The sequence below is a fragment of the Mycolicibacterium pyrenivorans genome (assembly GCF_025821625.1).
GTDB classification, from domain to species: domain Bacteria; phylum Actinomycetota; class Actinomycetes; order Mycobacteriales; family Mycobacteriaceae; genus Mycobacterium; species Mycobacterium pyrenivorans.
Map to the genome: position 1 here is coordinate 13734 of NZ_JACKSH010000018.1, position 23848 is coordinate 37581.

Here is a 23848-nt window from a genome sequence, read left to right on the forward strand (position 1 = left end):
GCGTGCCGCAGTAGGGCATGCCGTCGTGGCCAACAGAAATTGGAGGTACTCCCGTGAGTGAGCCGAATTCAGACAAGAGCGAACCCGACGTCGAGCCCGATCCCAAGGTCGCGAGCTCTCGAGCCAGTTCGGGCGAGGACGGTGACTACGTCGGCCGCACCGGATCCGACGACGACATCGACGCAGAGGAATCCGGCGCCGAGGCGCGCAGCCAGGACAGCTGAGCTCAGTCACCCTCCCACGGAGGGGTGTCACCCATCTTCTTGTAGTACTTGGCGAGGTGGCTTTTCACGCGGTCGATGTCGTTCTCGGGTAGGTCGACCCCACCGCGCGAGCCCTGCATCACCGCCGCTGCCGCCATCACCCCTCGCGGAACAGCACGCAGTTCGCCGTCGACCACGTCGGCGATCAGCAACTTGTACGCGGTGAAGTTGTCCTTTTTGTCATTGTCGTACCACACGTGGGCGTCGCGGTACTTCTCGTTGGGTGCCTCGTTGGCGTCTGACCAAGAGCGGACCCGTTTTTCGGCCGCCCCACCGTCCCAGTCGCGGTCACGGTCGGCCAGAGCCAGATCCTGAAAAGCGGTTACCGACACAGCAAATACCCCCGAAATCAGCAGTAGCGCAGTCTGAAGATGAGGTCTTCCTTCGTCAAGGTGGAGTATCCCGACATGCCGAGTTCCTTGGCGCGCTTCTTGAGTTGGCTGACACTCCAGTCGTAGTACGAACCGGTGTCAACGCGTCGCGCGGTCGCCCTGCCGCCATTACGAGTGGAGTTGGACACGGCCGACGTCCCGGCGCGCCCCGCGTACATCTTCTCGCTCCTGATCGACGCATTCGGCATCGCTAACCTCCTACATTTGACTCACGTTCTGTAGGGTGCCCCACTCGTCTCTTACCAAACCCGCTCTCACCGTGGGCTTTCCCGTTTCCGACCGTTCGCAGTTTCCGCCGACCCGACCGCGGGTATCGCCAGCACGGCCGCGACAATGCCGTACGGAAGCGACAATGGCGTACGGAAGTGCCCGACGACCGAACTCCCCGGGAAGGTTCACCGAAAATGCCGAGCTCATTGCTCGCCCCGAAACACGGGCCGTTGCGCCATGGCTGAGGACCTGACAGAGGGAAGCGCCGCGTTCGAAAGCCTGGTGTCCATGCTCGACTACCCGATGATGGTGGTCACCACCGCCGCAGGCGGACAACGGTCGGGATGTCTTGTCGGATTCAGTTCACAGACCAGCATCCACCCGCCCCGGTTCCTGGTCGGGCTGTCCCGCCGCAATCACACCTTCACGGTCGCCGGGGACGCCACCCATCTGGCCGTCCACGTCCTCCCCCGGCGCGAACTGCCTCTGGCCCGGCTGTTCGGCGGTGAGACCGGGGACACCACCGACAAGTTCGCCGAGTGCGCCTGGCACACCGGCCCCGAGGGCATGCCGATCCTGGACGGCGCGCAGGCCTGGTTCGTCGGCAAGATCACCCATCGGTTCGATGTGGGCGACCACGTCGGTCACCTCCTCGAGCCGGTGGCCGGCAGCGCCCCCGACGAGCTCGGCCAGCTCCTCACGTTCTCCGACGTCCGTGACATCGAACCCGGGCACGATCCGTGACGGAGTTGGGCCGCCTCGACGCGGGCGCCGCGGTCGAAGATCACGGCTATCGGCCGGCGCCCGAGGGACTGCGCGCCAACATGATCTTCAGCGCCGACGGCGCCGCCGGGTTCCAGGGTCGCGCCGGACCACTGTCGTGTCCCGCCGATCAGCGGCTGCTGGTGGCGCTGCGGGCCTACGCCGACGTCGTGCTGGTCGGGGCCGGAACGGCGCGCGCCGAACGGTACGGACCCGTCCGGCTGCGCCCCGACCACCGCGCCCAGCGCGTCGCCCTGGGGCTTTCCGAGGAACCGCCGCCGATCGCGGTCGTCTCGGCGTCCGGGCAGCTGCCCGAGACCATGTTCGGAGCGACGCCCCCGATCCTGATCACCAGTGCCCGCAGCGCGCGCGAGAACACGGCGTTCCGCGAGACCCCATGCCAGGTGCTCACCTGCGGGGAGGACGCCGTGGACATCGCCGAGGCACTGGCGCGGCTGCACAGCCTCGGGCTTCGCCGCGTGCTGTGTGAGGGCGGGCCGACGCTGCTCGACGAATTGGTGGCCGCCGACCTGGTCGACGAGCTGTGCGTGACGTTGGCGCCGCAGCTGGCCGGGTCTCAGCCCCTCGGCCGGGGCATGCCCAGTGGCCTACCGGCGCCGGCAGGGTTGCGGCTGCACCATGTGCTGGTCTCCTACGACGACTACCTGTTCCTCAGATACCGGCGTCGCGCTCACGGCGGAGGCGGGTGACGCCCCCCGTCGCGCATGGTCAACGGCAGCACCAGCCAGAATGCCGCGAACAGCACCAGCGCACAGCCGCCGGCGATGAGGGCGGCGGTCCGTCCCGCGACGACCTCGAAGATGATGACCGTCATCCCCGTCACCGCGACCCCGAGCAGCAGCACCCCGGCGTACGCGAATCGGTGGGCGGCGGTCACCACCTTGTCCAGCAGGTGGCGCCGGAACAGCAGCCGGTGCATCGCGACCGGGGCGACCAGCAGAGCGGTCGACACCACCGCCGAACTCACCGTCACCAGGTACACGATCTTCATGGGAGCGTCGAGCATGTCGAAGCGCGGCTGGAACGGCAACGTCAGCAGGAAACCGGTCAATAGCTGCACGCCGGTCTGCACGACGCGCAGTTCCTGAAGCAGGCTGGCCCAGTTGCGGTCCAGCCGTTCGGTATCGGTCTCATTTCGCAACCGTGGGCCGTCGCCGGGCCCCTCCACACCCACGAGGCGATCCTCCCACCTGCGGTGCCCGGCGCGGACGGAGTTCAAAATCATAGGGATTCCACAGCTATCGATGAGCAGTCTCTCAGACAGCGGTCGCACCGTGGAGTCATGACCGTCACACGGCATCGGGTTGGTCTCGAGACCTCCCGCGATTCGCTGCGGGCGGCACTGGCGGCCGTCCTGGCGCTCACCGCCGGAGCCATGCTGCTGAGCCTGGCCGGCAGCCAGTCGGTGTGGGCCTCCTGGGCCGCCTCGTCGGTCGCGGTCGCCGGCGCCCTGGTCCTGATCGTCACCGGGGAACGCGCCTGGGATCGGATGCTGGACAGCGCCCGCGCCGCCGGCGTCGTCGCCCCCCACTGAGTCCTCCGCAGCTCTCCGGCCTCCTTCGCAAGGACGCCGTAAAAACACCCCTCCCGGTCGTCAAGAAACCGTCAACGCCCAGCTGAACACCCCCGAACCCGGCATACGTTCGCCGCATAGCCGACGACGTCGGACGGGTGCGAACAAGCTAGGGAGTGCTGATAGCGGTGACGTCTGTGGTCGTGTACCTCGCGCTGACGGTGGCGGTCTTCGCCGCGCTCGGCGTGCTTCAGAAGTGGGTCGAGAACCTGTGATCCAGAACCTCGTCGGCCTGGCGCTGGCGGTCCTGATCGCCGGGTTCCTGGTCGCCGCGCTGCTGTTCCCGGAGCGGTTCTGATGGGCACCACCACGGCGGGGATTCTGTTCCTCGCCTCCCTCGTCGTCGCGCTGGCAGCGGTGCATGTGCCGCTCGGCGACTACATGTACCGGGTGTACACGAGCGCCGAGGACTCCCGCGCCGAACGCCTGATCTACCGGCTCATCGGCGCCGATCCGGAGGCCGAACAGACCTGGGGCGCATACGCCCGCAGCGTGCTGGCGTTTTCGGCGGTCGGCATCGTGTTCCTGTTCACCCTGCAGCTGGTGCAAGGCGAACTGCCGCTACACCTGAGCGATCCCGCCACCGAGATGACACCCGCGCTGGCCTGGAACACCGCGGTCAGCTTCGTGACGAACACCAACTGGCAGGCCTACTCCGGGGAGTCGACCCAAGGTCACCTCGTCCAGATGGCCGGGCTGACGGTGCAGAACTTCGTCTCCGCCGCAGTCGGCATGGCGGTCGCGGTCGCGTTCGTCCGCGGGCTGGCCCGGCGCAGCACCGGCGATCTTGGCAACTTCTGGGTCGACCTGGTGCGTGGTGGCCTGCGAATCCTGTTGCCGCTGTCGGTGATCGGCGCCGTCATCCTCGTCTCGGGTGGTGTCATCCAGAACTTCGGCCTGCACGACCAGGTGGTCACCACGATCGCCGGCGCCCAGCAGACCATCCCCGGTGGCCCGGTCGCCAGCCAGGAGGTCATCAAGGAACTCGGCACCAACGGCGGCGGGTTCTTCAACGTCAACTCGGCGCATCCGTTCGAGAACCCGACGACGTGGACCAACTGGGTCGAGATCTTTCTGCTGTTGGTGATCAGCTTCTCGCTGCCGCGGACGTTCGGCCGGATGGTCGAAAGCCGTAGGCAGGGTTACGCGATCGTGGCGGTGATGGCGTTGATCGCCACCGTCAGCGTCAGCCTGATGATGTTCTTTCAGCTGCAGCATCACGGGACGGTCCCGACGGCTGTCGGCGCCTCGATGGAAGGTGTCGAGCAGCGCTTCGGCGTCGCCAACTCCGCGGTGTTCGCCTCGGCCACCACGCTGACCTCCACCGGAGCCGTCGACTCGTTCCACGACTCCTACACCAGCCTCGGCGGCATGATGGCGCTGTTCAACATGCAGCTCGGGGAGGTGGCTCCCGGCGGTGTCGGTTCGGGCCTGTACGGCATGTTGATCCTGGCGATCATCACGGTGTTCGTGGCCGGCCTCATGGTGGGCCGCACTCCGGAGTATCTCGGCAAGAAGATCACGCCGCGTGAAATCAAGCTCGCGGCGACGTATTTCCTGATCACCCCGCTGATCGTGCTGACCGGCACGGCAGTGGCGATGGCGATGCCCGGCCTGGGCCCACACGCCAGTAGGGGACGCGCCGCGATGCTCAACACCGGGCCGCACGGCCTGTCTGAGATGTTGTATGCGTTCACCTCGGCGGGCAACAACAACGGGTCGGCGTTCGCCGGAATCAGCGTCGACACCACCTGGTTCAACACGGCGCTGGGCCTGGCGATGCTCTTCGGCCGGTTCCTGCCGATCATCTTCGCGCTCGCGCTGGCCGGCGCGCTGGCCAGACAGGGCAAGACCCCGGATTCCATCGGAACCCTGCCCACCCACCGACCGCAGTTCGTCGCCATGGTCGCCGGCGTGACGGTGGTCCTGGTCGCGCTGACGTTCCTGCCCATGCTCGCGCTCGGGCCCCTTGCCGAGGGAATCCACTGATGTCGATCACCACCGACGAAACCACTGAACGCCCAGCCGCGAACGCCGAACCGGCCCGCAGGCTCGGGGGCGGACTACTGGATCCCAAGATGCTGTGGGCCTCGCTGCCCGGCGCGGTGCGCAAACTGGACCCACGCACGCTGTGGCGCAACCCGGTGATGTTCATCGTGGAGGTGGGTGCGGCGTGGAGCACAGTGCTGGCGCTGCTCGACCCGTCCTGGTTCGCCTGGCTGGTCGTGGCCTGGCTGTGGTTGACGGTGGTGTTCGCCAACCTTGCCGAAGCAGTGGCCGAGGGACGTGGAAAGGCCCAGGCCGCAACACTGCGCAAGACCAAGTCGGACACCACGGCGCGCCGGCTCGTCGGCTGGCAGCCGGGGGCGCCCGCTCGCGAGGAGCAGGTCGCCGCACCGCTGCTGCAGCAGGGCGACATCGTCGTCGTCGAGGCCGGACAGACCATCCCCGGCGACGGTGACGTCGTCGAAGGCATTGCCTCAGTGGATGAGTCGGCCATCACCGGTGAGTCCGCACCGGTGATCCGCGAGTCCGGCGGCGACCGGTCCGCAGTCACCGGCGGCACCACCGTGCTCTCCGACCGGATCGTCGTGCGGATCACCCAGAAACCCGGCGACAGCTTCATCGACCGGATGATCGCCCTGGTCGAGGGCGCCAACCGGCAGAAGACGCCCAACGAGATCGCGCTGAACATCCTGCTGGCGTCGCTGACCATCATCTTCGTCTTCGCCGTCGCCACGCTGCAGCCATTGGCGATCTACTCGAAGGCCGACAACCCCGGCGTCCCGGACAGCCTGGCGCTCAACGGCGATGGCGTCACCGGCATCGTCATGGTCGCGCTGCTGGTCTGCCTCATCCCGACCACCATCGGCGCGCTGCTGAGCGCCATCGGCATCGCGGGCATGGACCGGCTGGTGCAACGCAACGTGCTGGCCATGTCCGGGCGCGCCGTCGAAGCCGCCGGCGACGTCAACACCCTGCTGCTCGACAAGACCGGCACCATCACCCTCGGCAACCGGCAGGCCGCCGACTTCGTCCCGCTGACCGGCGTGACACCCGAGGCGCTCGCCGACGCCGCGCAACTGTCCAGCCTCGCCGACGAGACCCCGGAAGGCCGCTCGATCGTCGTGTTCGCCAAACAGCGCTACGGGTTGCGCGCCCGCACACCCGGCGAACTCGCCCACGCCCACTGGGTCGAGTTCTCGGCCACCACAAGGATGTCCGGAGTGGACCTCGACGGTCACCGACTGCGCAAAGGGGCGGCCGGGTCGATCGCCGAGTGGATCCGCTCCGAGGGCGGGCAGGTGCCCACCGAGCTCGGCGACATCGTCGACGGGATCTCCGCCGCCGGCGGCACACCGCTGGCCGTCGGCGAGGTCCGTGACGGGAAAGCCCTGGTGCTCGGCGTCATTCACCTCAAGGACGTCGTCAAGCAGGGCATGCGGGAACGCTTCGACGAGATGCGCCGCATGGGCATCCGCACCGTGATGATCACCGGCGACAACCCGTTGACCGCCAAGGCGATCGCCGAGGAGGCCGGGGTCGACGACTTCCTCGCCGAGGCCACCCCGGAAGACAAGATGGCGCTGATCAAGAAGGAACAGGCCGGCGGCAAGCTGGTCGCGATGACCGGCGATGGCACCAACGACGCACCCGCCCTGGCCCAGGCCGACGTCGGTGTCGCGATGAACTCGGGGACCACGGCGGCCAAGGAGGCCGGCAACATGGTCGACCTGGACTCCGACCCCACCAAGCTGATCGAGATCGTCGAGATCGGCAAGCAGTTGCTCATCACCCGCGGCGCGCTGACGACGTTCTCCATCGCCAACGACATCGCCAAGTACTTCGCGATCATCCCCGCCCTGTTCGTCGGCCTGTTCCCCGGCCTCGACCTGCTCAACGTCATGCGGCTGCACAGCCCGCAGTCAGCCATCCTGTCCGCGGTCGTGTTCAACGCGGCGGTGATCATCGCCCTGATCCCACTGGCCCTGCGCGGCGTGCGCTACACCCCGGCCGGAGCGTCAAAGCTGTTGAGCCGCAACCTCGCGATCTACGGGCTCGGCGGCCTCGTCGCCCCGTTCATCGGCATCAAGCTGATCGACCTGATCGTCCAACTCATCCCGGGAATGTGAGCGATGAACCTCTCCAATATGGCCCGCCGACACTGGGCCGCTCTGCGCGCCCTGCTGGTCTTCACCGTGCTCCTCGGATTCGCCTACCCGCTGCTCATCTGGCTGGTGGCCCAACTTCCCGGCCTCTCCGACAACGCCGCCGGCTCCCTCATCGAAGCCGACGGGAAACCGGTGGGCAGCAGCCTGATCGGCCAGTCGTTCACCGACGCCGACGGCAGCCCACTGCCGCAGTACTTCCAGAGCAGACCCTCGGCGGCCGGTGACGGACATGACCCGATGGCCACCAGCGCAAGCAACCTCGGCCCGGAGAGCATCGTCGACGCGCCCGTCGGCGGTGCCGACAATCCGGGCGAAGCCAAGCCGAGCCTGCTGACCCAGGTGTGCGCACGAAGCGCCGCCGCGGGTGACCTCGACGGCGTCAGTGGGGCGCGGCCGTTCTGCACCGACAGCGGCGTCGGCGCCGTGCTGTCGGTGATCGGCCCACGCGACGCCGGCGGCAACGTTGTCCGGCCCACCCGGGTGGTCAGCCTCAACGAACCGTGCGCCACGACGACCAAACCGTTCCTGGACAGCTACGACGGGGTGCGCGTCGAGTGCGCCAGGACTGACCAGGACTACGGCGTCGGGCAGATCGTGCCGATCCGCGGGGCGGCGCCGTCCGAACCCCCGGTGCCCGCCGACGCCGTCACCGCCGCAGGCAGCGGTCTGGACCCGCACATCTCGGTCGCCTACGCCGGGATGCAGATCGACCGGGTGGCCCGGGCCCGCGGCATCAGCGACGAGCAGGTGCGCGCCGCCGTCGCCGCGCACACCGAAGGGCGCACGCTGGGATTCCTGGGCGAACCCCGGGTCAATGTCGTCGAGGTCAACCTGGCCCTCGACGGGGGATGATGGCAAGGTGAGCCCCTCCGACCACGGTGGCAAGCGCGGTGAGCTGCGCATCTACCTCGGCGCGGCACCGGGCGTCGGCAAGACGTACGCGATGCTCGGTGAGGCGCACCGCCGGCTGGAACGCGGCACCGATGTGGTCGCCGCGGTGGTCGAGACACACGGCCGGAAGAAGACGGCCGAGCTGTTCGACGGCATCGAGGTCGTGCCCCCCAAACTCATCGAGTACCGCGGCCGCACCTTCGCCGAACTGGACGTCGAGGCGGTGCTGCGGCGCCACCCGCAGGTGGTGCTGGTCGACGAACTCGCGCACACCAACACACCGGGCAGCCGAAACCCCAAACGCTGGCAGGACATCGAGGAACTGCTCGCCGCAGGCATCACCGTCATCACCACCGTCAACGTCCAGCACCTGGAAAGCCTCAACGACGTCGTCACCCAGATCACCGGCATCGAGCAGCAGGAGAAGGTGCCTGACGAGGTCGTGCGGGCGGCCGACCAGGTCGAGTTGGTCGACATCACCCCGGAGGCGTTGCGTCGCAGGCTCGCTCACGGCAACGTCTACGCTCCCGAGCGTGTCGACGCGGCACTGTCCAACTACTTCCGGCGCGGCAACCTGACCGCGCTGCGTGAGCTGGCGCTGCTGTGGCTGGCCGACCAGGTCGACGCCGCATTGGAGAAATACCGCGCCGACAACAAGATCACCGACACCTGGGAGGCACGCGAACGCGTCGTCGTCGCCGTCACCGGCGGACCCGAGTCGGAAACCCTGGTGCGCAGGGCATCCCGGATCGCGTCGAAATCCAGCGCGGAGTTGATGGTCGTCCACGTGGTGCGCGGCGACGGCCTGGCCGGGATCTCCGCAGTCCCCAGATCGGGCGCGGGAATGGATAAGGTGCGCCAGCTGGCCGCATCGCTGGGCGCGACGCTGCACACCGTCGTCGGTGACGACGTGCCCACCGCCCTCCTGGATTTCGCGCGGGAGATGAACGCCACCCAGTTGGTTCTCGGCACGTCACGGCGGTCCCGGTGGGCCCGGATCTTCGACGAGGGCATCGGCGCGACCGTCGTGCAGTGCTCGGGCAGGATCGACGTCCACATGGTGACCCACGAGCAGGCCGGTGGGGATTCCCTGTGGGCCAGGGTTTCTCCGCGGCAACGTCACGCCGTCTCCTGGCTGGCGGCCGTCCTCGTCCCCACAGCCATCGGCGCGGTCACCGTGCTGCTGCTCGACAGCTTCCTCGGCATCGGCGGCGAGAGCGCCCTGTTCTTCATCGGCGTCCTGGTGGTCGCTCTGCTCGGAGGCGTCGCACCCGCGGCACTGTCGGCGGTGCTGTCCGGTGTGCTGCTCAACTACTTCCTCACCGAACCGCGGTACACGTTCACCATCTCCGAACCCGACAGCGCGATCACCATCGTGGTGCTGCTGGTGGTCGCCGTCGCGGTCGCCGCCCTCGTCGACGGGGCCGCGAACCGGGCCAGGGAGGCGCGGGAAGCGGCGCGAGAGGCCGAGCTGCTGGCCCTGTTCGCAGGATCGGTGTTGCGCGGAGCCGACCTGAACACCTTGCTGGAGAAGATCCGCGAGGCGTACTCACAGCGGTCCGTCAGCCTGGTACGCGGCGTCGCTCACGGTGGCGGGATCGTCGGGTGCTCAGGGGCCGAACCCTGTGTGACCGCCGACGCCGCCGACACCGCGATCGAGGTCGGCTCCGAGGGCGAACCCGAGGACTTCTGGCTGCTGATGTCCGGACGCAAGCTCGCCGCCCGCGACCGCCGCGTCCTCGGCGCAGTGGCCAACCAGGCCGCCGGATTGGTCAGGCAGAAGGAGCTGACCGAGGAAGCCGGCAAGGCCGAGGCGATCGCCCGGGCCGACGAACTCCGCCGGTCCCTGCTCTCGGCGGTCAGCCATGATCTCCGCACACCGCTCGCGGCCGCCAAGGCCGCCGTATCCAGCCTGCGCAGTGGCGACATCGGCTTCTCGCCCGAGGACACCGCAGAACTGCTGGCAACGGTCGAGGAGTCGATCGATCAGCTGACCGCCCTGGTCGGCAATCTGCTGGATTCGTCGCGGCTGGCCGCCGGCGTGGTACGTCCGCAGCTGCGCCGCGTCTACCTGGAAGAGGCGGTGCCCCGGGCTCTCCTCGGACTGGGTTCCGGCACCAAGGGTGCCGGCCGTGACACCATCGAGCGGGTGAAGATCGAGGTCAACGACGCGGTGGTGATGGCCGACAGTGGACTGCTCGAGCGGGTGCTGGCCAACGTCATCGACAACGCCTTGCGCTATTCGCAGCACAGCCCCGTACGGGTCAATGCGGGGCGACTGGGCGACCGGGTACTGATCACCGTCGCCGACGAGGGACCCGGAATCGCGCGCGGCGCCGGCGATCAACTGTTCGCGCCTTTCCAGCGTCTCGGCGACCGCGACACCAGCACCGGCATCGGCCTCGGCCTGTCGGTCGCCCGCGGCTTCGTCGAAGCGATGGGCGGCACCATCGCGTCCACCGACACCCCCGGCGGCGGGCTGACGATCGAGATCGACCTCGCCGCACCACCGGACACCGGTGGACAGTGACCCCGACATCGCCGAAGACCCGCGTGCTCGTCATCGACGACGAACCACAGATCCTGCGGGCCTTGAGGATCAACCTCTCGGTCCGCGGCTACCAGGTGGACACGGCCGCCACCGGCGCCGACGCGTTACGTTCGGCCGCGACGCACCGTCCCGACGTGGTGGTGCTCGACCTCGGCCTGCCCGACATGTCCGGCATCGAGGTCCTCGCCGGGCTGCGGGGCTGGCTCTCGGCCCCCGTCATCGTGCTGTCCGCGCGCAGCGACTCCGCCGACAAGGTCGAGGCGCTCGACGCCGGCGCCGACGACTACGTCACCAAACCCTTTGGCATGGACGAGTTCCTGGCCCGGCTGCGCGCCGCGGTACGCCGGGCCGCAGTCGCCGCGGACACCGACGAGCCCGTCGTCGAAACATCATCGTTCACCGTCGACCTGTCCGCGAAGAAGGTCACCCGCAACGGCGCGGAGGTGCACCTCACGCCGACCGAATGGGGCATGCTCGAGATGCTGGTACGCAACCGCGGCAAGCTCGTCGGCCGCGAAGAACTGCTCAAAGAGGTGTGGGGCCCGGCCTATGCCAAGGAGACCCACTACCTGCGCGTGTATCTCGCGCAGCTGCGTCGCAAGCTCGAAGCAGACCCGTCACATCCGGTGCACCTGCTCACCGAGGCCGGGATGGGCTACCGCTTCCAGCCGTGACGCCTTACGGCGCTACTTAGGTGCGGTCTCTTCGGCAAGTGCTATCAGCTTGGCGCGCACCAGGTCTGGACGCTCATCGATGATGAAGTGGCCGGAGTCCACGAACTCGACCGTGTAGTCATCGGCTTTCGCGGTCTCGGCCGCCGCCAGTTCGGGGGCGATCGCGGTGTCGTTCCTGCCGAACAGGACCCGGATCGGCACCGTCGCACGCCGCCGCTCCCCGGCGCGCGACAGCTTCGGGATCTCGCGGAACAGGAACGTTCGGTAGGTGTCGCGCGCGGTGCGGGCGACCACCGGATCGCGGAACCGGTCGGTGTACACGCGGGCGGTCTGCGGGTCCAGCTCCGAGGCCGACCGGTACGCACGGTCGAGGAACGAGGTGCGGGTCTGCACCGGCACCCCCGCGATGGCGATCAGCGGCTGATACATCAGGAACCGCCACGCGTGCCGGGCCATCACCTTCGGCGGCACCCACGGGTGGGCGATGTTCAGTGCGAGGTAGCCGTCGATCCGCTCGGGCACCCGCAGGGTCAGCAGGTGGCCGATGAAGCCGCCCCAGTCGTGACCGACGAGCAGCACCCGGTCCAGACCCATGGCGTCCATCAGCGCCACCAGATCGCTGACGACGTCCTCCTTCGCCCACCGGTGCGGCGGCGGGCCGGACCAGCCGTAGCCGGGCAGGTCGGGGGCGATGATGCGCAACCCGGGGGGCGGGTCGGCCAGCAGATCCCGATACACCCAGTGATGCTGCGGCCAGCCGTGCAGCGCCAGCACCGGCCGCCCGTCCACCGGACCGGCCTCGGTCACGTGGAATCGCACCCCGCGGGCGGTCACAAAGCTCCTGCGCACCTCGTCAATCGGCGGGGGTTCGTTCGTCATGCCCCTGAGAGTAATCGGCAGGGTTTACGGTTCTTTCATGTCCGGGTATCGCGACCTCTTCGACGCCAGCATCAACGATCCAGCCACCTTCTGGGCCGACGCCGCCAAGGACGTCACCTGGACGAAGCCTCCGCAGCGCATCCTCGACGACGGCAACCCGCCGTTCTATCGCTGGTTCCCCGACGCCGAACTCAACACCTGCGCCAACGCGCTGGACCGCCATGTGGAGAGCGGGCGCGCCGAGCAGCCCGCGCTCATCTACGACTCCGCGGTGACCGACACCAAGCGCACCTACACCTACGCCGAACTGCTCGACCACACCGCGCGGTTCGCGGGTGCGCTGCGCGACCTCGGCGTCGGCAAGGGGGACCGCGTCGTCATCTACATGCCGATGATCCCCGAAGCCGTCATCGCCATGCTGGCGTGCGCCCGGCTGGGCGCGGTTCATTCGGTGGTGTTCGGCGGGTTCGCGCCCCATGAACTTGCGGTGCGCATCGACGACGTCCGCCCGGCGGTGATCGTGTCCGCGTCCTGCGGGATCGAGCCGTCACGGGTGATCGAGTACAAGCCGATGCTCGACGGCGCCATCGCGATGTCGTCCCATCCGCCCCGGCATTGTGTTGTGGTGCAACGGGATCGGCTCCGCTGCGACCTCATCGAGGGACGTGACCTCGACTGGGAGGACGTGCTGGCGAGCGCGACGCCCGCCGACGCCGTGCCCGTCGCCGCGACCGACCCGCTCTACGTGCTCTACACCTCGGGCACCACCGGGAAACCGAAGGGCATCGTCCGCGACAACGGAGGGCACGCGGTCGCGTTGATGTGGAGCATGCGCCACATCTACGACATCGCACCCGGCGACGTGTTCTGGGCGGCCTCCGACGTGGGCTGGGTGGTCGGCCACTCCTACATCGTGTACGCGCCGCTGCTTCTGGGCGCCACCACGGTGCTCTACGAGGGAAAGCCCGTCGGCACCCCTGACCCGGGCGCATTCTGGCGCGTGGCCGCCGAGCACGGCGTGAAGGCGCTGTTCACCGCGCCGACGGCGATCCGGGCCATCCGCAAAGAGGACCCGGAAGGCAAGTACCTGGCCGAGTACGACCTGTCGGGACTGAAATACCTGTTCCTGGCCGGCGAACGACTCGACCCCGACACCTACCACTGGGCTTCCGAGAAGCTCGGCATCCCCGTCATCGACCACTGGTGGCAGACCGAGACCGGGTGGCCGATCGCCGCCAATCCCATGGGCACCGAACAACTTCCACTCAAGCCAGGCTCGCCCACCGTCCCGATGCCGGGATACGACGTGCACATCCTGCACGACGACGGGTACGGATGCGACATCGGGCAGGAGGGTGCGATCTGCATTCGGCTGCCCCTGCCGCCGGGCACATTGCCCACGCTGTGGCATGCCGAGGACCGGTTTCAGGCGTCCTACCTGTCCGAGCACCCGGGCTTCTACCTGACCGGCGACGGTGGCCGCTTCGACGAGGACGGCTACCTGTTCGTCATGGGCCGCATCGACGACGTCATCAACGTCGCCGGACACCGGCTGTCGACGGGCGCGATCGAAGAAGTGCTCGCCACCCACCCGTCGGTGGCCGAGTGCGCGGTGATCGGGATCGCCGACGAGATCAAGGGCCAGGCACCGCGCGGCCTCGTCGTCGTGAAGGCCGGCGCACCGACCGAGGGACTCGCCGACGAGCTCGTGCAGTTGGTGCGCGACGAGATCGGCGCGGTCGCGTCGCTCAAGCTCGTCGACATCGTGCCGGCGCTGCCGAAGACCAGGTCGGGCAAGATCCTGCGCAAGACGATGCGCGCGCTCGCGGCGGGCCGCGACGAGCCTGTGCCGTCGACCATCGAGGACCCAGCCGTGCTCGACGCGCTCGCACCGATCCTTCGTCCCTGACCTGATGTTCACTTCCGGCCGCGCCTGGGTATCTCCTCAACACGCACGTCAATAACTCGGCGTCGAAGGAGGGCAACATGTCCGCGCCGAAATACATGGCGGTTCAGGGCGCAGCGATGATCATGGCAACGGCGTTGGCGGCGATCGGCGTGCTGGGGTTCCTCCCCGGCGTCACCACCCATCTCGACCAGCTCACCTGGGCCGGACAACGTTCCGGAGCCATGCTCTTCGGGACGTTCGCGGTATCGGCCCTGCTCAATCTCGTCCACGTGGTGATCGGCCTCGTGGGCTTCCCGCTGGCCCGGTCCTACGCGGGTGCGCGCGCCTACCTGTTGGGTGCCGGCGTGATCTATGTGGCGCTGTGGCTCTACGGGGCGTTCGTCGAACGCGGCAGCGACGCGCACGTCATTCCCCTCAACACCGCCGACAACTTGCTGCACATAGGACTGGGCGGGGTGATGCTGCTTCTGGCGGTCACCCTCGGTGGCCAGCACGACCCGACCAAACGCCGCTCCCGGGTGCGACAACGCCCGAGCACCGCGGGGGAAGCGACCTAGGCGATCGACAACGCGATGCCGTCGAGGATGTCGTGCTCGCTGACCACCAGTTCGTCGATGCCGGCCCGCTCCCCCAGCACCGCCGCCAACTCCTGCACGATGATCGCCCCGCCGCCGATGACATCGACACGGCCCTCGTGCATGGGCCCGAGCGCGGCCCGCTGCTGACGGGTCATCGCCAGCAGATCCGCGCACACCTGCGCCAGATCGCCGAAGCCGACCCGGGACAGATGGATGGCGTCGGAGTCGTAGGTGGTCATGTTGTGCGCGAGGGCGGCCAGCGTCGTCATCGTGCCCGCCACTCCCACCCAGGTGTGGGCCCGCTCGACCGGCACCAGTCGCAAGGCCTCCGCGAGGGCCTCGCGGACGACGGCCCGCGCGGCGGCGATCTCGTCGTCGGTCGGCGGATCGGAGTGCAGGCAGCGCTCGGTGAGGCGCACACAACCGATGTCGGCGGAGTAGCCTGCCACCACCTCATCGGAATCCTCGGCACCGAGTACCACCTCGGTGGACCCGCCACCGAGGTCGACGACCACGAAAGGCGCTGCGGCGGAGTCCAACTCACCGACCGCCCCGTGGAAGGACAGCGCCGCCTCGTCGGCGCCGGTGATCACCTCCGCGACCGCCCCGGGCACCACGGTGCCGAGCACCTCGGAGGTCATCGCGAAGAACGCGTCCCGGTTGGACACATCGCGGGCCGCCGACGTCGCGACCATCCGGACAGCGGCGACGTCATGGCTGCGCATCAACTCGGCGTAGTCCGACAGCGCACCGTGGGTGCGCGCCAGCGCATCCGGGGCGAACTCCCCGGTCGCGTCCACCCCCTGGCCCAGGCGCACGATGCGCATCTCGCGGTGCACATCGGTCACCCTGCCATCGGCGACGTCGGCGATGAGCAACCGGATCGAGTTGGTGCCGCAGTCGACGGCCGCAACCCTTTTGATGCGTTCGTCGATCACGTCCACCGCTTCCTGTCCAGGATCCCGGCCATGCCGGGTTCTGACGCCAATACCGCCAATGCTTCGTCACCGAATGGGTTCACACCCGGTCCCTTCGCCAATGAATGGGCAATCACCACGTGCAGACACTTGACCCGATCGGGCATCCCGCCGCCGGAGAACGTCGTGCCGAGCGGTTCGATCGCATCGCGCTCCGCCAGGTACGACTCATGTGCGCGACGGTAGGCCGCGGCCAAATCTGGATCCTGCGCGAGGCGATCGGTCATGTCCCGCATCATCCCCGAGGATTCCAGCCGGCTCGCCGCCGCCGTCAGCACCGGGTGGGTCAGATAGTACAGGGTCGGAAACGGTGTTCCGTCAGGCAGTTTCGGCGCCGTCTTCACCACCGCGGGTTCGCCGTTGGGGCATCGGTAGGCGATCTCGAGCACGCCGCGGGGCTCCCGGCCCAACTGCCGCGCGACGGCCTCGAGATCGGGGGGCTCAACCACCGGGCGGGGGCGCGCTGGGCGCGACGGGTTCCGGGGCGCCGGGTGCGCCCGGCGGGCTCGGCGGTGCGGTCGGCGAAATGCCATGCGGCGCATCGGCGATGGTGTGCCACAGCGACGTGTACCACGGGTCGCCGCTGTTCACCGCGGCCTGCTCCTCAGACGGCGCGCCTGGCACCGCCGCCCCGGGAGGAAGCTGCACCTGGTACGGGATCTCCCCCGGCATCACGAAGCCCAGCCGTTCACGGGCCTGCGCCGCGATGTACACCGGGTCGGCCAGCTTGTCCTTCTGTTGCTCGAGCTCGGCGATCTGTTCGCGCAGTTGGGTTTCGGCGGCCTGGAGCTGCTTCATCTCGGTACGCTGCGCGAAGTACGTCCGAACCGGCCCGGCGATCGTCAGGGTCAGCACACAGACCACGGCAGCCAGGATCGCCGCCCGCCGTGCGGCCGACCCGAAGCGCTGCTCGGAGGCCCGTTCCGCCGCCGCCGCGATGGAATCCCGAATCGAACCGCCGGCGATGTCGTCGGCAGGACCGTCGACGGCACCGGAGCCGGCGGGGGCGCCCGAGTCGTCGGTGACCCTGGCGACCTCCTTACCCGGACGCCCCTCGCTGCGTCGCGTCGGCGCGATCGCCCGCGGCTTGGCCCGCCCGGCATCGGCGGACTTGCCTGCCTTACCGGCCTTGCCTGGCCGGGACGCCGGCGAGCGCCGCCTGGGATCGGGTCGTTTCGCTTCGGGCACGGGCTATTTGGTCTCCAGCGTGAATCGCGGGAAGGCCAGGTCCCCCGCGTAGCGGGCGGCGTCGCCGAGTTCCTCCTCGATGCGGAGCAGCTGGTTGTACTTGGCGACGCGCTCGCTGCGGGCCGGGGCTCCGGTCTTGATCTGGCCACTGCCGACGGCGACCGCGAGATCGGCGATGGTGGTGTCCTCGGTCTCACCAGAGCGGTGGCTCATCATCGTGCGATAGCCGCTGTTGTGGGCCAGGGACACCGCGTCGAGTGTCTCGGTCAGGGTGCCGATCTGGTTCACCTTCACCAGCAGCGCGTTGGCCGCGCCCTTCTCGATGCCGTCCTCGAGGCGTTCCGGGTTGGTGACGAACAGGTCGTCGCCGACGATCTGCACCTTGTCGCCGATGGCGGTGGTCAGCGCGACCCAGCCGTCCCAGTCGTCCTCCGACAGCGGGTCCTCGATGGACACCAGCGGGTAGGCACCGATCAGCTCCTCGTAGTAAGCAGTCATCTGCTCGGCGGTGAGCGTCTGCTTCTCGAAGGCGTAGCCGGTGCCCTCGGTGTGGAACTCGGTCGCCGCGACGTCGAGCGCGAGCGCGACGTCACTGCCCACGGAGAACCCGGCCGACTCGATCGCCGAGCCGATCAGGTCCAGCGCGGCCTTGCTGCTCTGCAGATCGGGTGCGAATCCGCCCTCGTCGCCCAGGCCGGTGGCCAGGCCCTGCTTCTTCAGCACCGACTTGAGCGCGTGATACACCTCCGCACCCCAGCGCAGCGCCTCCTTGAAATTAGGGGCGCCGATCGGGGCGATCATGAACTCCTGGACGTCGACCCCGGTGTCGGCGTGCGCGCCGCCGTTGATGATGTTCATCATCGGCACCGGCAGGATGTGCGCGTTGGGCCCGCCGAGGTAACGGAACAGCGGCAGCTCGGCCGACTGCGCCGCGGCCTTGGCCACCGCCAACGAGACACCGAGGATGGCGTTGGCGCCCAACCTCGACTTGTCGGGGGTGCCGTCGAGGTCCAGCAGCGCCTGATCGACCAGCCGCTGCTCGTCGGCGCCCAACCCGATCACTGCCGGGGCGATCTCGTCGAGCACCGCCTCGACGGCCTTCTGCACACCCTTGCCGAGGTAGCGGGACCCGCCGTCACGAAGCTCGACGGCCTCGTGCTCGCCTGTCGACGCGCCCGACGGGACGGCGGCACGGGCAACGGTGCCGTCCAGCAGGCCCACCTCCACCTCGACCGTCGGGTTTCCCCGGGAGTCGAGAATCTCGCGGGCTCCGACCTGCTCGATGATGGGCACTGTTGCCTCCTTGGTCTGTGGAACAGAAGGGCCCTCAGGCGGGCTCGAAAACGGACTCGGCCTTGAGCCTAGAGCGTGGGCCCGCCCCGGGTGTGCTCAGAGCGCATGTCCGTCGGCGTAGGCCGTCGCCCAGTCCCGCACCGTCCGGGCGTACTGCTCGGAGTGGTTGTACGCACGCAGCGCCTCCATCCAGCCCCGCGGCGTGGCCAGGTCTTTTCCGCGCCAGCACAGATATCCCGCCGCCGAAAGCGCCGCGTCGTCGATGTTGTCCACGTCGACTGCGCGGTCGTTGTTCGCGTCGACGCCGTAGAGCCGCCACGTCTCCGGGATGAACTGCATCGGCCCCATGGCGCGCGCGAACGGCTCGTCGCCCTTGTTTTCGACGGCCGGGTCGTGGCTGACCGAGTCGTGGTCCATGATCTCGAGGTTGCCGTTGGTTCCGTCCAGCAGGACACCCCGGATCGGGGGCGAGATGTCCCCGTTGGGGGCGATGGTCGCGCCGCGGTAGGTGCCGTGGTGGCTTTCCACCTGGCCGATGCCCGCCAGCGTCGTCCAGGCCAGGTGACAGTCGGGATTCTCCACCTCGGCGACCCGGGCGGCATAGGCGTAGGCCTCCAGCGCCGTCGCCGGGATTCCGAGGGCGGGCGCACGTTCGGCGGCCCACTCGCGCAGCTGGTCAGCGGGCCGGCCGCGGGCATACGTGTCGATCTGCGGCACCGCAGCGCCGGCAGGCGGCGGCACGCCCTCCGGGATCGGCGTCCCCAGCTGCCATGAACAGCTGGCAGCCAAGAGCAGCGCTGTCGCGCCGATCACCGCTATGGCCTGCAGCCAACGCACCCGCGTCACCAAACTCCCCAACCCACTCTGGTTCTAGCCCATGTTCCCACGCGGCTCGGGACTAAAGACTCATCCCGGGCCGCAGGAGCGGGGTGTACATTCACTGTGCACCGAATGAGGTGAGCCACACCTCACTTTGGACAGCCAATGCTATGTGCCCGGATTCAGCTAGCGAGGACTCATCGATGTTCGCGGCCACCGACTTCACGGTCACGCTGCACGCTGCCGCGCCCGACATCTCGTCCCAGCTGTTCGGAAGCGGTCTGATCGGCCTGCGCGAAGGCCTCGAGGCCGCGATCGTCGTGTCGATCCTGGTCGCCTTCCTGGTCAAATCCGAACGCCGGGACGCACTGAAGTGGGTGTGGCTGGGTGTGGGCACGGCCGTCGCGATGACGGTGATCGTCTTCCTCGCCATCCAGGTGGGTGAGAACACGATCACCGGGCTCGCCGCGGAGGCCATCGCCGGGGTGGCCTCGCTCATCGCGGTCGCCATCGTCACGACCATGGTGCTGTGGATGAAGAAGGCGGCCGCGTCGATGTCGGGCGAGCTGCGCAGCGGCATGTCGCGGGCGCTGGAGACCGGCCCCGCGGCGGTCACCCTGCTGGCGTTCCTGGCCGTCGGCCGTGAGGGCGTCGAGACCGCACTGTTCATGGTCGGCTACGCCGAGGCCCAGACCTCCTGGCCGCTGATCGGGCTCATCACCGGGGTTCTCGTCGCCGGTGCCATCGCCTACGGCATGTACCGCGGTGCGCTGAGCATCAACCTCGGGAAGTTCTTCTCCTACACGGGCGTGTTCCTCATCGTCGTCGCCGCCGGCATCCTGTCCTACGGCGTCGGCGCGCTGCAGACGGTCGGATGGCTGCCGGGCCTGGCCGACAAGGCTTTCGACGTCAGCACCTGGTTCAGCTGGTCGTCCTGGTACGGCGAGGTCATCCAGGGCATCTTCAACGTCACGCCCACCCCGACCGTGCTCCAGCTCCTCGGCTGGTCGGCCTACCTGGTCATCGTGCTCACGCTGTTCCTGCGTCCGACCACTTCGTCCCCGCACTCGACACCAACCACGACAACACCCAATCCATCACCCGAAAGGTCCACCACGTGAAGGTTCACCCCTCCGCCGCGGCACTCGCAGCGGCACTGGCAGCCCTGGCACTGACCAGCTGCCAGGCCAAGGAGAACGAGTCCACCTCCGCCGAAGACGGTGCGGGTGCTCCCGCCGAGATCACGGTCGAGGCCTCCGACACCGAGTGCACGCTGTCCGGCACCGAGGGCACGACCGGCGCGAACACCTTCGTGATCACCAACAACGGCACCAAGGTCACCGAGTTCTACGTCTACAGCGCGGGTGAGAGGGTGATGGGTGAGGTCGAGAACATCTCCCCCGGACTACAGCGCAAGCTCATCGTGCAGCTCACCCAGCCGGGCACCTACACGACGGCGTGCAAGCCGGGCATGATCGGCGACGGCCTCCGCGGCGAATTCACCGTCACCGGCGAAGAGCTGCAGATCGACACCGAGGGCAAGTTCAAGGAAGCCGCCGACAACTACAAGCGGTACGTGGTGTCCCAGAGCGACGCCCTGGTGCCTGCGGTCGAGTCGTTCGTCGCCGCCGTCAAGGCCGGCGACGTCGAGGCGGCCAAGGCGCAGTACCCGACGTCGCGGGTGTACTTCGAGCGCATCGAGCCGGTCGCAGAGTCATTCCCCAACGACCTCGACCCGCGCATCGACCTCCGTGAAGCCGACCTGGAGCCCGGCCAGAAGTGGACCGGCTTCCACGCACTGGAGAAGCAGCTGTGGGTCACCGGGTTGCAGCCCGATGCCAACGCGCTCGCCGACCAACTGGTGGCCGATGTCAAGGAGCTCAACGACGGTGTGAAGGCGCCCGACTTCACCGTCGACTCCACGCAGATCGCCGGCGGCGCCCAGGGACTGCTCGACGAGATCTCCACCAGCAAGATCTCCGGCGAAGAGGACATCTTCAGCCACACCGACCTGTGGGACTTCAACGCCAACCTGCAGGGATCGCAGACCGCGGTGGCCTCGGTGCGGCCGATCCTCGACGAGCGCAACCCGGATCTGGGCCAGCGCGTCGATCAGCGCTTCGAAGAGGTCGAGGCCCTGCTGGAGCGCTACCGCGAGGGCGACGGATTCGTCCTCTACGACAAGGTCACCGAGCCGGAACGACAGGAACTCTCGCGCGCCATCGACGCGCTCAGCAAGGAAGTCAGCCAGGTGCAAGGTGTCATCGCCCCCCAGTAACGCAGCGGGTTCGCCGCAACCCTCGTCGCAGCCCGAGCAGCGATCCGGCCTGAGCCGGCGCAAGCTGTTCGGCGCGGCGGGGGCCACGGCGGCGGTGGTCGGCGCGGCCGGCGCGGGAGCGCTGGCCGGTCGGGCCTCCGCCGCCAGCACGACCGACCATCTCCACACCGCCGTGCCGTTCCGCGGTGCGCATCAGGCGGGCATCGTCACCGAGGCCCAGGACCGGATGCACTTCGCGACGTTCGACGTCACCACCGACAGCCGTGACGACGTCATCAAGATGCTGGCCGACTGGACCGAGATGGCCGAACGGATGACGCAGGGCAAGGAGGCGTTCCCCAACGGGTCCACCGGCCAGAACCCCTACTCCCCACCGTCGGACACCGGTGAGGCGCTCGGACTGCCCCCGTCACAGCTGACGCTGACCATCGGGTTCGGACCGTCGTTCTTCGTCAAGGACGGGGTCGACCGCTTCGGCATCGCCGACAAGAAGCCCGCCGAACTCGTCGATCTGCCCAAGTTCCCCAATGAGTCGATCGATCCCGCCAAGAGCGGCGGCGACATCGTCGTGCAGGCGTGCGCCAACGATCCGCAGGTCGCGGTCCACGCGATCCGCAACCTCGCGCGCATCGGCTTCGGCACCGCCGCGGTGCGCTACTCCCAGCTGGGTTTCGGTCGCACGTCCTCGACCACGCGCGAGCAGACCACCCCGCGAAACCTGTTCGGGTTCAAGGACGGAACGGCCAACCTGCGCTCCGACGAGAACACCAAGCTCAACGACTTCGTGTGGGTCGCCGACGGCGACGGCCCCGTGTGGCTCACCGGCGGGACGTACCTGGTGGCACGCCGCATCCGGATGCGCATCGAGCAGTGGGACCGCACCACGCTGCTCGAGCAGGAACGGGTCATCGGCAGGCAGAAGGGCAGCGGCGCGCCCATGGGGCTGACCGACGAGTTCGAGGAGCTGAACTTCGATCTCGTCAACGACAAGGACGAACCGCTGATCGATCCGCTGGCCCACGTGCGGCTGGTCTCCCCCGAACACCTGGGCGGCATCGAGATCCTGCGTCGCGGCTACAACTTCACCGACGGCTCGGACGGATTCGGGCACCTCGACGCGGGGCTGTTCTTCATCGCGTTCGTGCGCAACCCGGTCACGCAGTTCGTCCCGATGCAGAACGAGATCTCCCGCAACGACGCGATGAACGAGTATGTGCTACCGACGAGTTCAGCGGTGTTCGCGTGCCCACCGGGAGTTCCCGAGGGAGACAGGTCGACGTTCTGGGGTTCGACGATCTTCGACTGACGGGTCTGGGCGTCGCCAGCGCGCCCAAATCCACCTTTTGCAGACGAAGTGCGAGTAGAGCTCTGCAAAACGTGGATCTCGGCGCGAAACTAGGCGCGGCGCTCGACGTCCTCGGGCTCGACGTCCTCGGTGATGGGCGCGACCGCGCCCGGCCAGTGGGCGCGCCATTCGTCCTCGCTGATCGACTCCAGCGGCGCGTCGTCGAGTTCCTCGGCCACCTCGGCACCACGCCTGGCCGCGGCCACCGACCGCTCGGCGGCCCGCACGTCGTCCATGAACTCCAGAACCGCTGAGCGCAAGGCATTCTCGGCATCAACCTCGGCGGACACCGTGATCGTCGTGACCGCTTCGGGGATCAGGTCGTCGGGGACTCCGGCGGTGGCGGCTCGGGCGAGCACCTTCTGCGCCAACGCCAACGACGGCTGCCCGGTGGGAATGTCATCCATCACCGAGGCGGAGGCTTTCACCCGTTTTTCCAAGGCCTTGCGCTGCTCCCACTGAGCGAGCTGGTCCTCCAACGTGATCGACTCACCGGCCAGCACCGCGGGCACCCGGTTGCCGAGCTTGCGCACCAGCGCGTCGGCCACATCATCGATTCCGAACGCGTTCTCGGGCGCATCCTCGGCGATGCGCGCGTGAAAGAGCACCTGCAGCAGCACATCTCCGAGTTCGTCGCGCAGCTCGGAGAGGTCGCCCCCGTGCACCGCGTCGAACAGTTCGTAGGTCTCCTCCAGCAGGTACCGCCGCAGCGAGTCGTGGGTCTGCTGGCTCTCCCACGGGCCTGCGGTGCGCAATTTGTCCATCAGCGCGACCGCGTCCACCAGACGCTCACCGGGTTGCGGTGCGGGCACCGCGATGACCCGCTCCCCCGCCGCGATCCGCGCCGCCACCGAGGGATGATCGGCATCCGACGACAGCAGCACCGCGGCGGCCTCACCTTCGTAGGCCGGGCGCGCCGACGGCAGCGACCACGGCACCTTGATCGGCAATTCCTCGGTGTACTGGATGTCACCGGCCAGCAGTTCGATCGCCTCGACAGGGATCAGCGACGGGCGGCGTGGGTCGACCAGGACGACCGTCATCGGCTCCAGCTCATGTCTAACTCATATCGT

General features: G+C 68.4%; 25 protein-coding genes. 15 read left to right on the plus strand and 10 right to left on the minus strand.

Annotation, left to right across the window (positions count from 1 at the left end; genetic code table 11):
- Nucleotides 1-53: 53 nt before the first annotated feature.
- Entirely contained in the window at nt 54-224 is a 171-nt protein-coding gene (locus H7I57_RS01665; RefSeq protein ID WP_264021520.1) for a hypothetical protein, read from the plus strand.
- 2 nt (nt 225-226) lie between these two features.
- On the opposite strand, the gene H7I57_RS01670 is transcribed toward H7I57_RS01665, so the two are convergent.
- Nucleotides 227-595: a hypothetical protein gene (locus tag H7I57_RS01670; RefSeq protein WP_264021521.1), complete on the minus strand. Its 369-nt coding sequence runs from the start codon at nt 593-595 to the stop codon at nt 227-229.
- Nucleotides 596-612: 17 nt separating this feature from the next.
- Nucleotides 613-843, minus strand: coding sequence for a Rho termination factor N-terminal domain-containing protein (locus H7I57_RS01675; RefSeq protein ID WP_264021522.1), 231 nt, complete (start codon nt 841-843; stop codon nt 613-615).
- Between the two features lie 259 nt (nt 844-1102).
- On the opposite strand from H7I57_RS01675, the gene H7I57_RS01680 reads away from it, so the two are divergent.
- Nucleotides 1103-1609 carry a flavin reductase family protein gene (locus tag H7I57_RS01680; protein WP_264021523.1) on the plus strand — a complete coding sequence of 169 codons (507 nt, stop codon included), beginning with the start codon at nt 1103-1105 and terminating at the stop codon, nt 1607-1609.
- Nucleotides 1606-2337: a pyrimidine reductase family protein gene (locus tag H7I57_RS01685; protein WP_372510090.1), complete on the plus strand. Its 732-nt coding sequence runs from the start codon at nt 1606-1608 to the stop codon at nt 2335-2337. Before H7I57_RS01680 ends, H7I57_RS01685 begins: the two co-directional genes overlap by 4 nt.
- Here H7I57_RS01685 and H7I57_RS01690 read toward each other — a convergent pair.
- A complete protein-coding gene (locus H7I57_RS01690) occupies nt 2319-2822 on the minus strand; it encodes a DUF6328 family protein (protein ID WP_372510100.1) in 504 nt (167 codons plus the stop codon). The two genes, H7I57_RS01685 and H7I57_RS01690, sit on opposite strands and share 19 nt — an antisense overlap.
- Before the next feature lie 108 nt (nt 2823-2930).
- Here H7I57_RS01690 and H7I57_RS01695 point away from each other — a divergent pair, with 108 nt between their 5' ends.
- The 7 genes from H7I57_RS01695 to H7I57_RS01730 all read left to right on the plus strand — a co-directional run bounded on the left by H7I57_RS01695 (nt 2931) and on the right by H7I57_RS01730 (nt 11509).
- On the plus strand, nt 2931-3182 hold the full coding sequence (locus tag H7I57_RS01695) for a hypothetical protein (protein ID WP_264021525.1): 252 nt from the start codon (nt 2931-2933) through the stop codon (nt 3180-3182).
- Between the two features lie 235 nt (nt 3183-3417).
- The gene (locus H7I57_RS01705; protein ID WP_264021527.1) at nt 3418-3519 is read left to right on the plus strand and encodes a potassium-transporting ATPase subunit F; all 102 of its coding nucleotides are present in this window, start codon (nt 3418-3420) and stop codon (nt 3517-3519) included.
- Nucleotides 3519-5210 (plus strand): potassium-transporting ATPase subunit KdpA, encoded by a 1692-nt coding sequence (kdpA, locus tag H7I57_RS01710; protein WP_264021528.1) that lies wholly within the window; start codon nt 3519-3521, stop codon nt 5208-5210. Before H7I57_RS01705 ends, kdpA begins: the two co-directional genes overlap by 1 nt.
- Nucleotides 5210-7354: a potassium-transporting ATPase subunit KdpB gene (gene kdpB / locus H7I57_RS01715; RefSeq protein ID WP_264021529.1), complete on the plus strand. Its 2145-nt coding sequence runs from the start codon at nt 5210-5212 to the stop codon at nt 7352-7354. The genes kdpA and kdpB overlap by 1 nt, the downstream gene beginning before the upstream one ends.
- A gap of 3 nt (nt 7355-7357) precedes the next feature.
- Entirely contained in the window at nt 7358-8245 is an 888-nt protein-coding gene (locus H7I57_RS01720; RefSeq protein WP_264021530.1) for a potassium-transporting ATPase subunit C, read from the plus strand.
- Entirely contained in the window at nt 8208-10814 is a 2607-nt protein-coding gene (locus H7I57_RS01725) for a sensor histidine kinase (RefSeq protein WP_264021532.1), read from the plus strand. The genes H7I57_RS01720 and H7I57_RS01725 overlap by 38 nt, the downstream gene beginning before the upstream one ends.
- Complete coding sequence (locus H7I57_RS01730; protein WP_308204300.1) at nt 10811-11509, plus strand: response regulator; 699 nt, start codon at nt 10811-10813, stop codon at nt 11507-11509. The genes H7I57_RS01725 and H7I57_RS01730 overlap by 4 nt, the downstream gene beginning before the upstream one ends.
- A gap of 12 nt (nt 11510-11521) precedes the next feature.
- On the opposite strand, the gene H7I57_RS01735 is transcribed toward H7I57_RS01730, so the two are convergent.
- Entirely contained in the window at nt 11522-12388 is an 867-nt protein-coding gene (locus H7I57_RS01735; protein ID WP_264021533.1) for an alpha/beta fold hydrolase, read from the minus strand.
- A 37-nt stretch (nt 12389-12425) separates the two neighbouring features.
- Between H7I57_RS01735 and H7I57_RS01740 the strand changes: the two genes are divergently transcribed.
- Complete coding sequence (locus H7I57_RS01740) at nt 12426-14297, plus strand: propionyl-CoA synthetase (protein ID WP_264021535.1); 1872 nt, start codon at nt 12426-12428, stop codon at nt 14295-14297.
- 77 nt (nt 14298-14374) lie between these two features.
- On the plus strand, nt 14375-14854 hold the full coding sequence (locus H7I57_RS01745; protein WP_264021536.1) for a DUF4383 domain-containing protein: 480 nt from the start codon (nt 14375-14377) through the stop codon (nt 14852-14854).
- Here H7I57_RS01745 and H7I57_RS01750 read toward each other — a convergent pair.
- The 5 genes from H7I57_RS01750 to H7I57_RS01770 all read right to left on the minus strand — a co-directional run bounded on the left by H7I57_RS01750 (nt 14851) and on the right by H7I57_RS01770 (nt 19179).
- On the minus strand, nt 14851-15798 hold the full coding sequence (locus tag H7I57_RS01750; protein ID WP_264021644.1) for a Ppx/GppA phosphatase family protein: 948 nt from the start codon (nt 15796-15798) through the stop codon (nt 14851-14853). The two genes, H7I57_RS01745 and H7I57_RS01750, sit on opposite strands and share 4 nt — an antisense overlap.
- Nucleotides 15799-15809: 11 nt before the next feature.
- The gene (locus H7I57_RS01755) at nt 15810-16301 is read right to left on the minus strand and encodes a DUF501 domain-containing protein (RefSeq protein WP_264021537.1); all 492 of its coding nucleotides are present in this window, start codon (nt 16299-16301) and stop codon (nt 15810-15812) included.
- Nucleotides 16294-17040 carry an FtsB family cell division protein gene (locus tag H7I57_RS01760; protein ID WP_264021538.1) on the minus strand — a complete coding sequence of 249 codons (747 nt, stop codon included), beginning with the start codon at nt 17038-17040 and terminating at the stop codon, nt 16294-16296. The genes H7I57_RS01755 and H7I57_RS01760 overlap by 8 nt, the downstream gene beginning before the upstream one ends.
- A gap of 3 nt (nt 17041-17043) precedes the next feature.
- Complete coding sequence (gene eno / locus H7I57_RS01765) at nt 17044-18333, minus strand: phosphopyruvate hydratase (protein ID WP_264021539.1); 1290 nt, start codon at nt 18331-18333, stop codon at nt 17044-17046.
- 96 nt (nt 18334-18429) lie between these two features.
- Nucleotides 18430-19179 (minus strand): lytic transglycosylase domain-containing protein, encoded by a 750-nt coding sequence (locus H7I57_RS01770; RefSeq protein ID WP_264021541.1) that lies wholly within the window; start codon nt 19177-19179, stop codon nt 18430-18432.
- Nucleotides 19180-19355: 176 nt separating this feature from the next.
- Between H7I57_RS01770 and efeU the strand changes: the two genes are divergently transcribed.
- Genes efeU through efeB form a run of 3 tightly spaced genes read left to right on the plus strand, consistent with a single transcriptional unit; the run spans nt 19356 to nt 22736 of the window.
- Nucleotides 19356-20273, plus strand: a complete 918-nt coding sequence (gene efeU, locus H7I57_RS01775; protein WP_264021542.1) for an iron uptake transporter permease EfeU — start codon at nt 19356-19358, stop codon at nt 20271-20273.
- Nucleotides 20270-21430 (plus strand): iron uptake system protein EfeO, encoded by a 1161-nt coding sequence (efeO, locus tag H7I57_RS01780; RefSeq protein ID WP_264021543.1) that lies wholly within the window; start codon nt 20270-20272, stop codon nt 21428-21430. The genes efeU and efeO overlap by 4 nt, the downstream gene beginning before the upstream one ends.
- On the plus strand, nt 21411-22736 hold the full coding sequence (gene efeB, locus H7I57_RS01785) for an iron uptake transporter deferrochelatase/peroxidase subunit (RefSeq protein ID WP_264021544.1): 1326 nt from the start codon (nt 21411-21413) through the stop codon (nt 22734-22736). Before efeO ends, efeB begins: the two co-directional genes overlap by 20 nt.
- 89 nt (nt 22737-22825) lie before the next feature.
- Here efeB and H7I57_RS01790 read toward each other — a convergent pair whose 3' ends face one another.
- On the minus strand, nt 22826-23818 hold the full coding sequence (locus tag H7I57_RS01790) for a nucleoside triphosphate pyrophosphohydrolase (protein ID WP_264021545.1): 993 nt from the start codon (nt 23816-23818) through the stop codon (nt 22826-22828).
- Nucleotides 23819-23848: the final 30 nt, after the last annotated feature.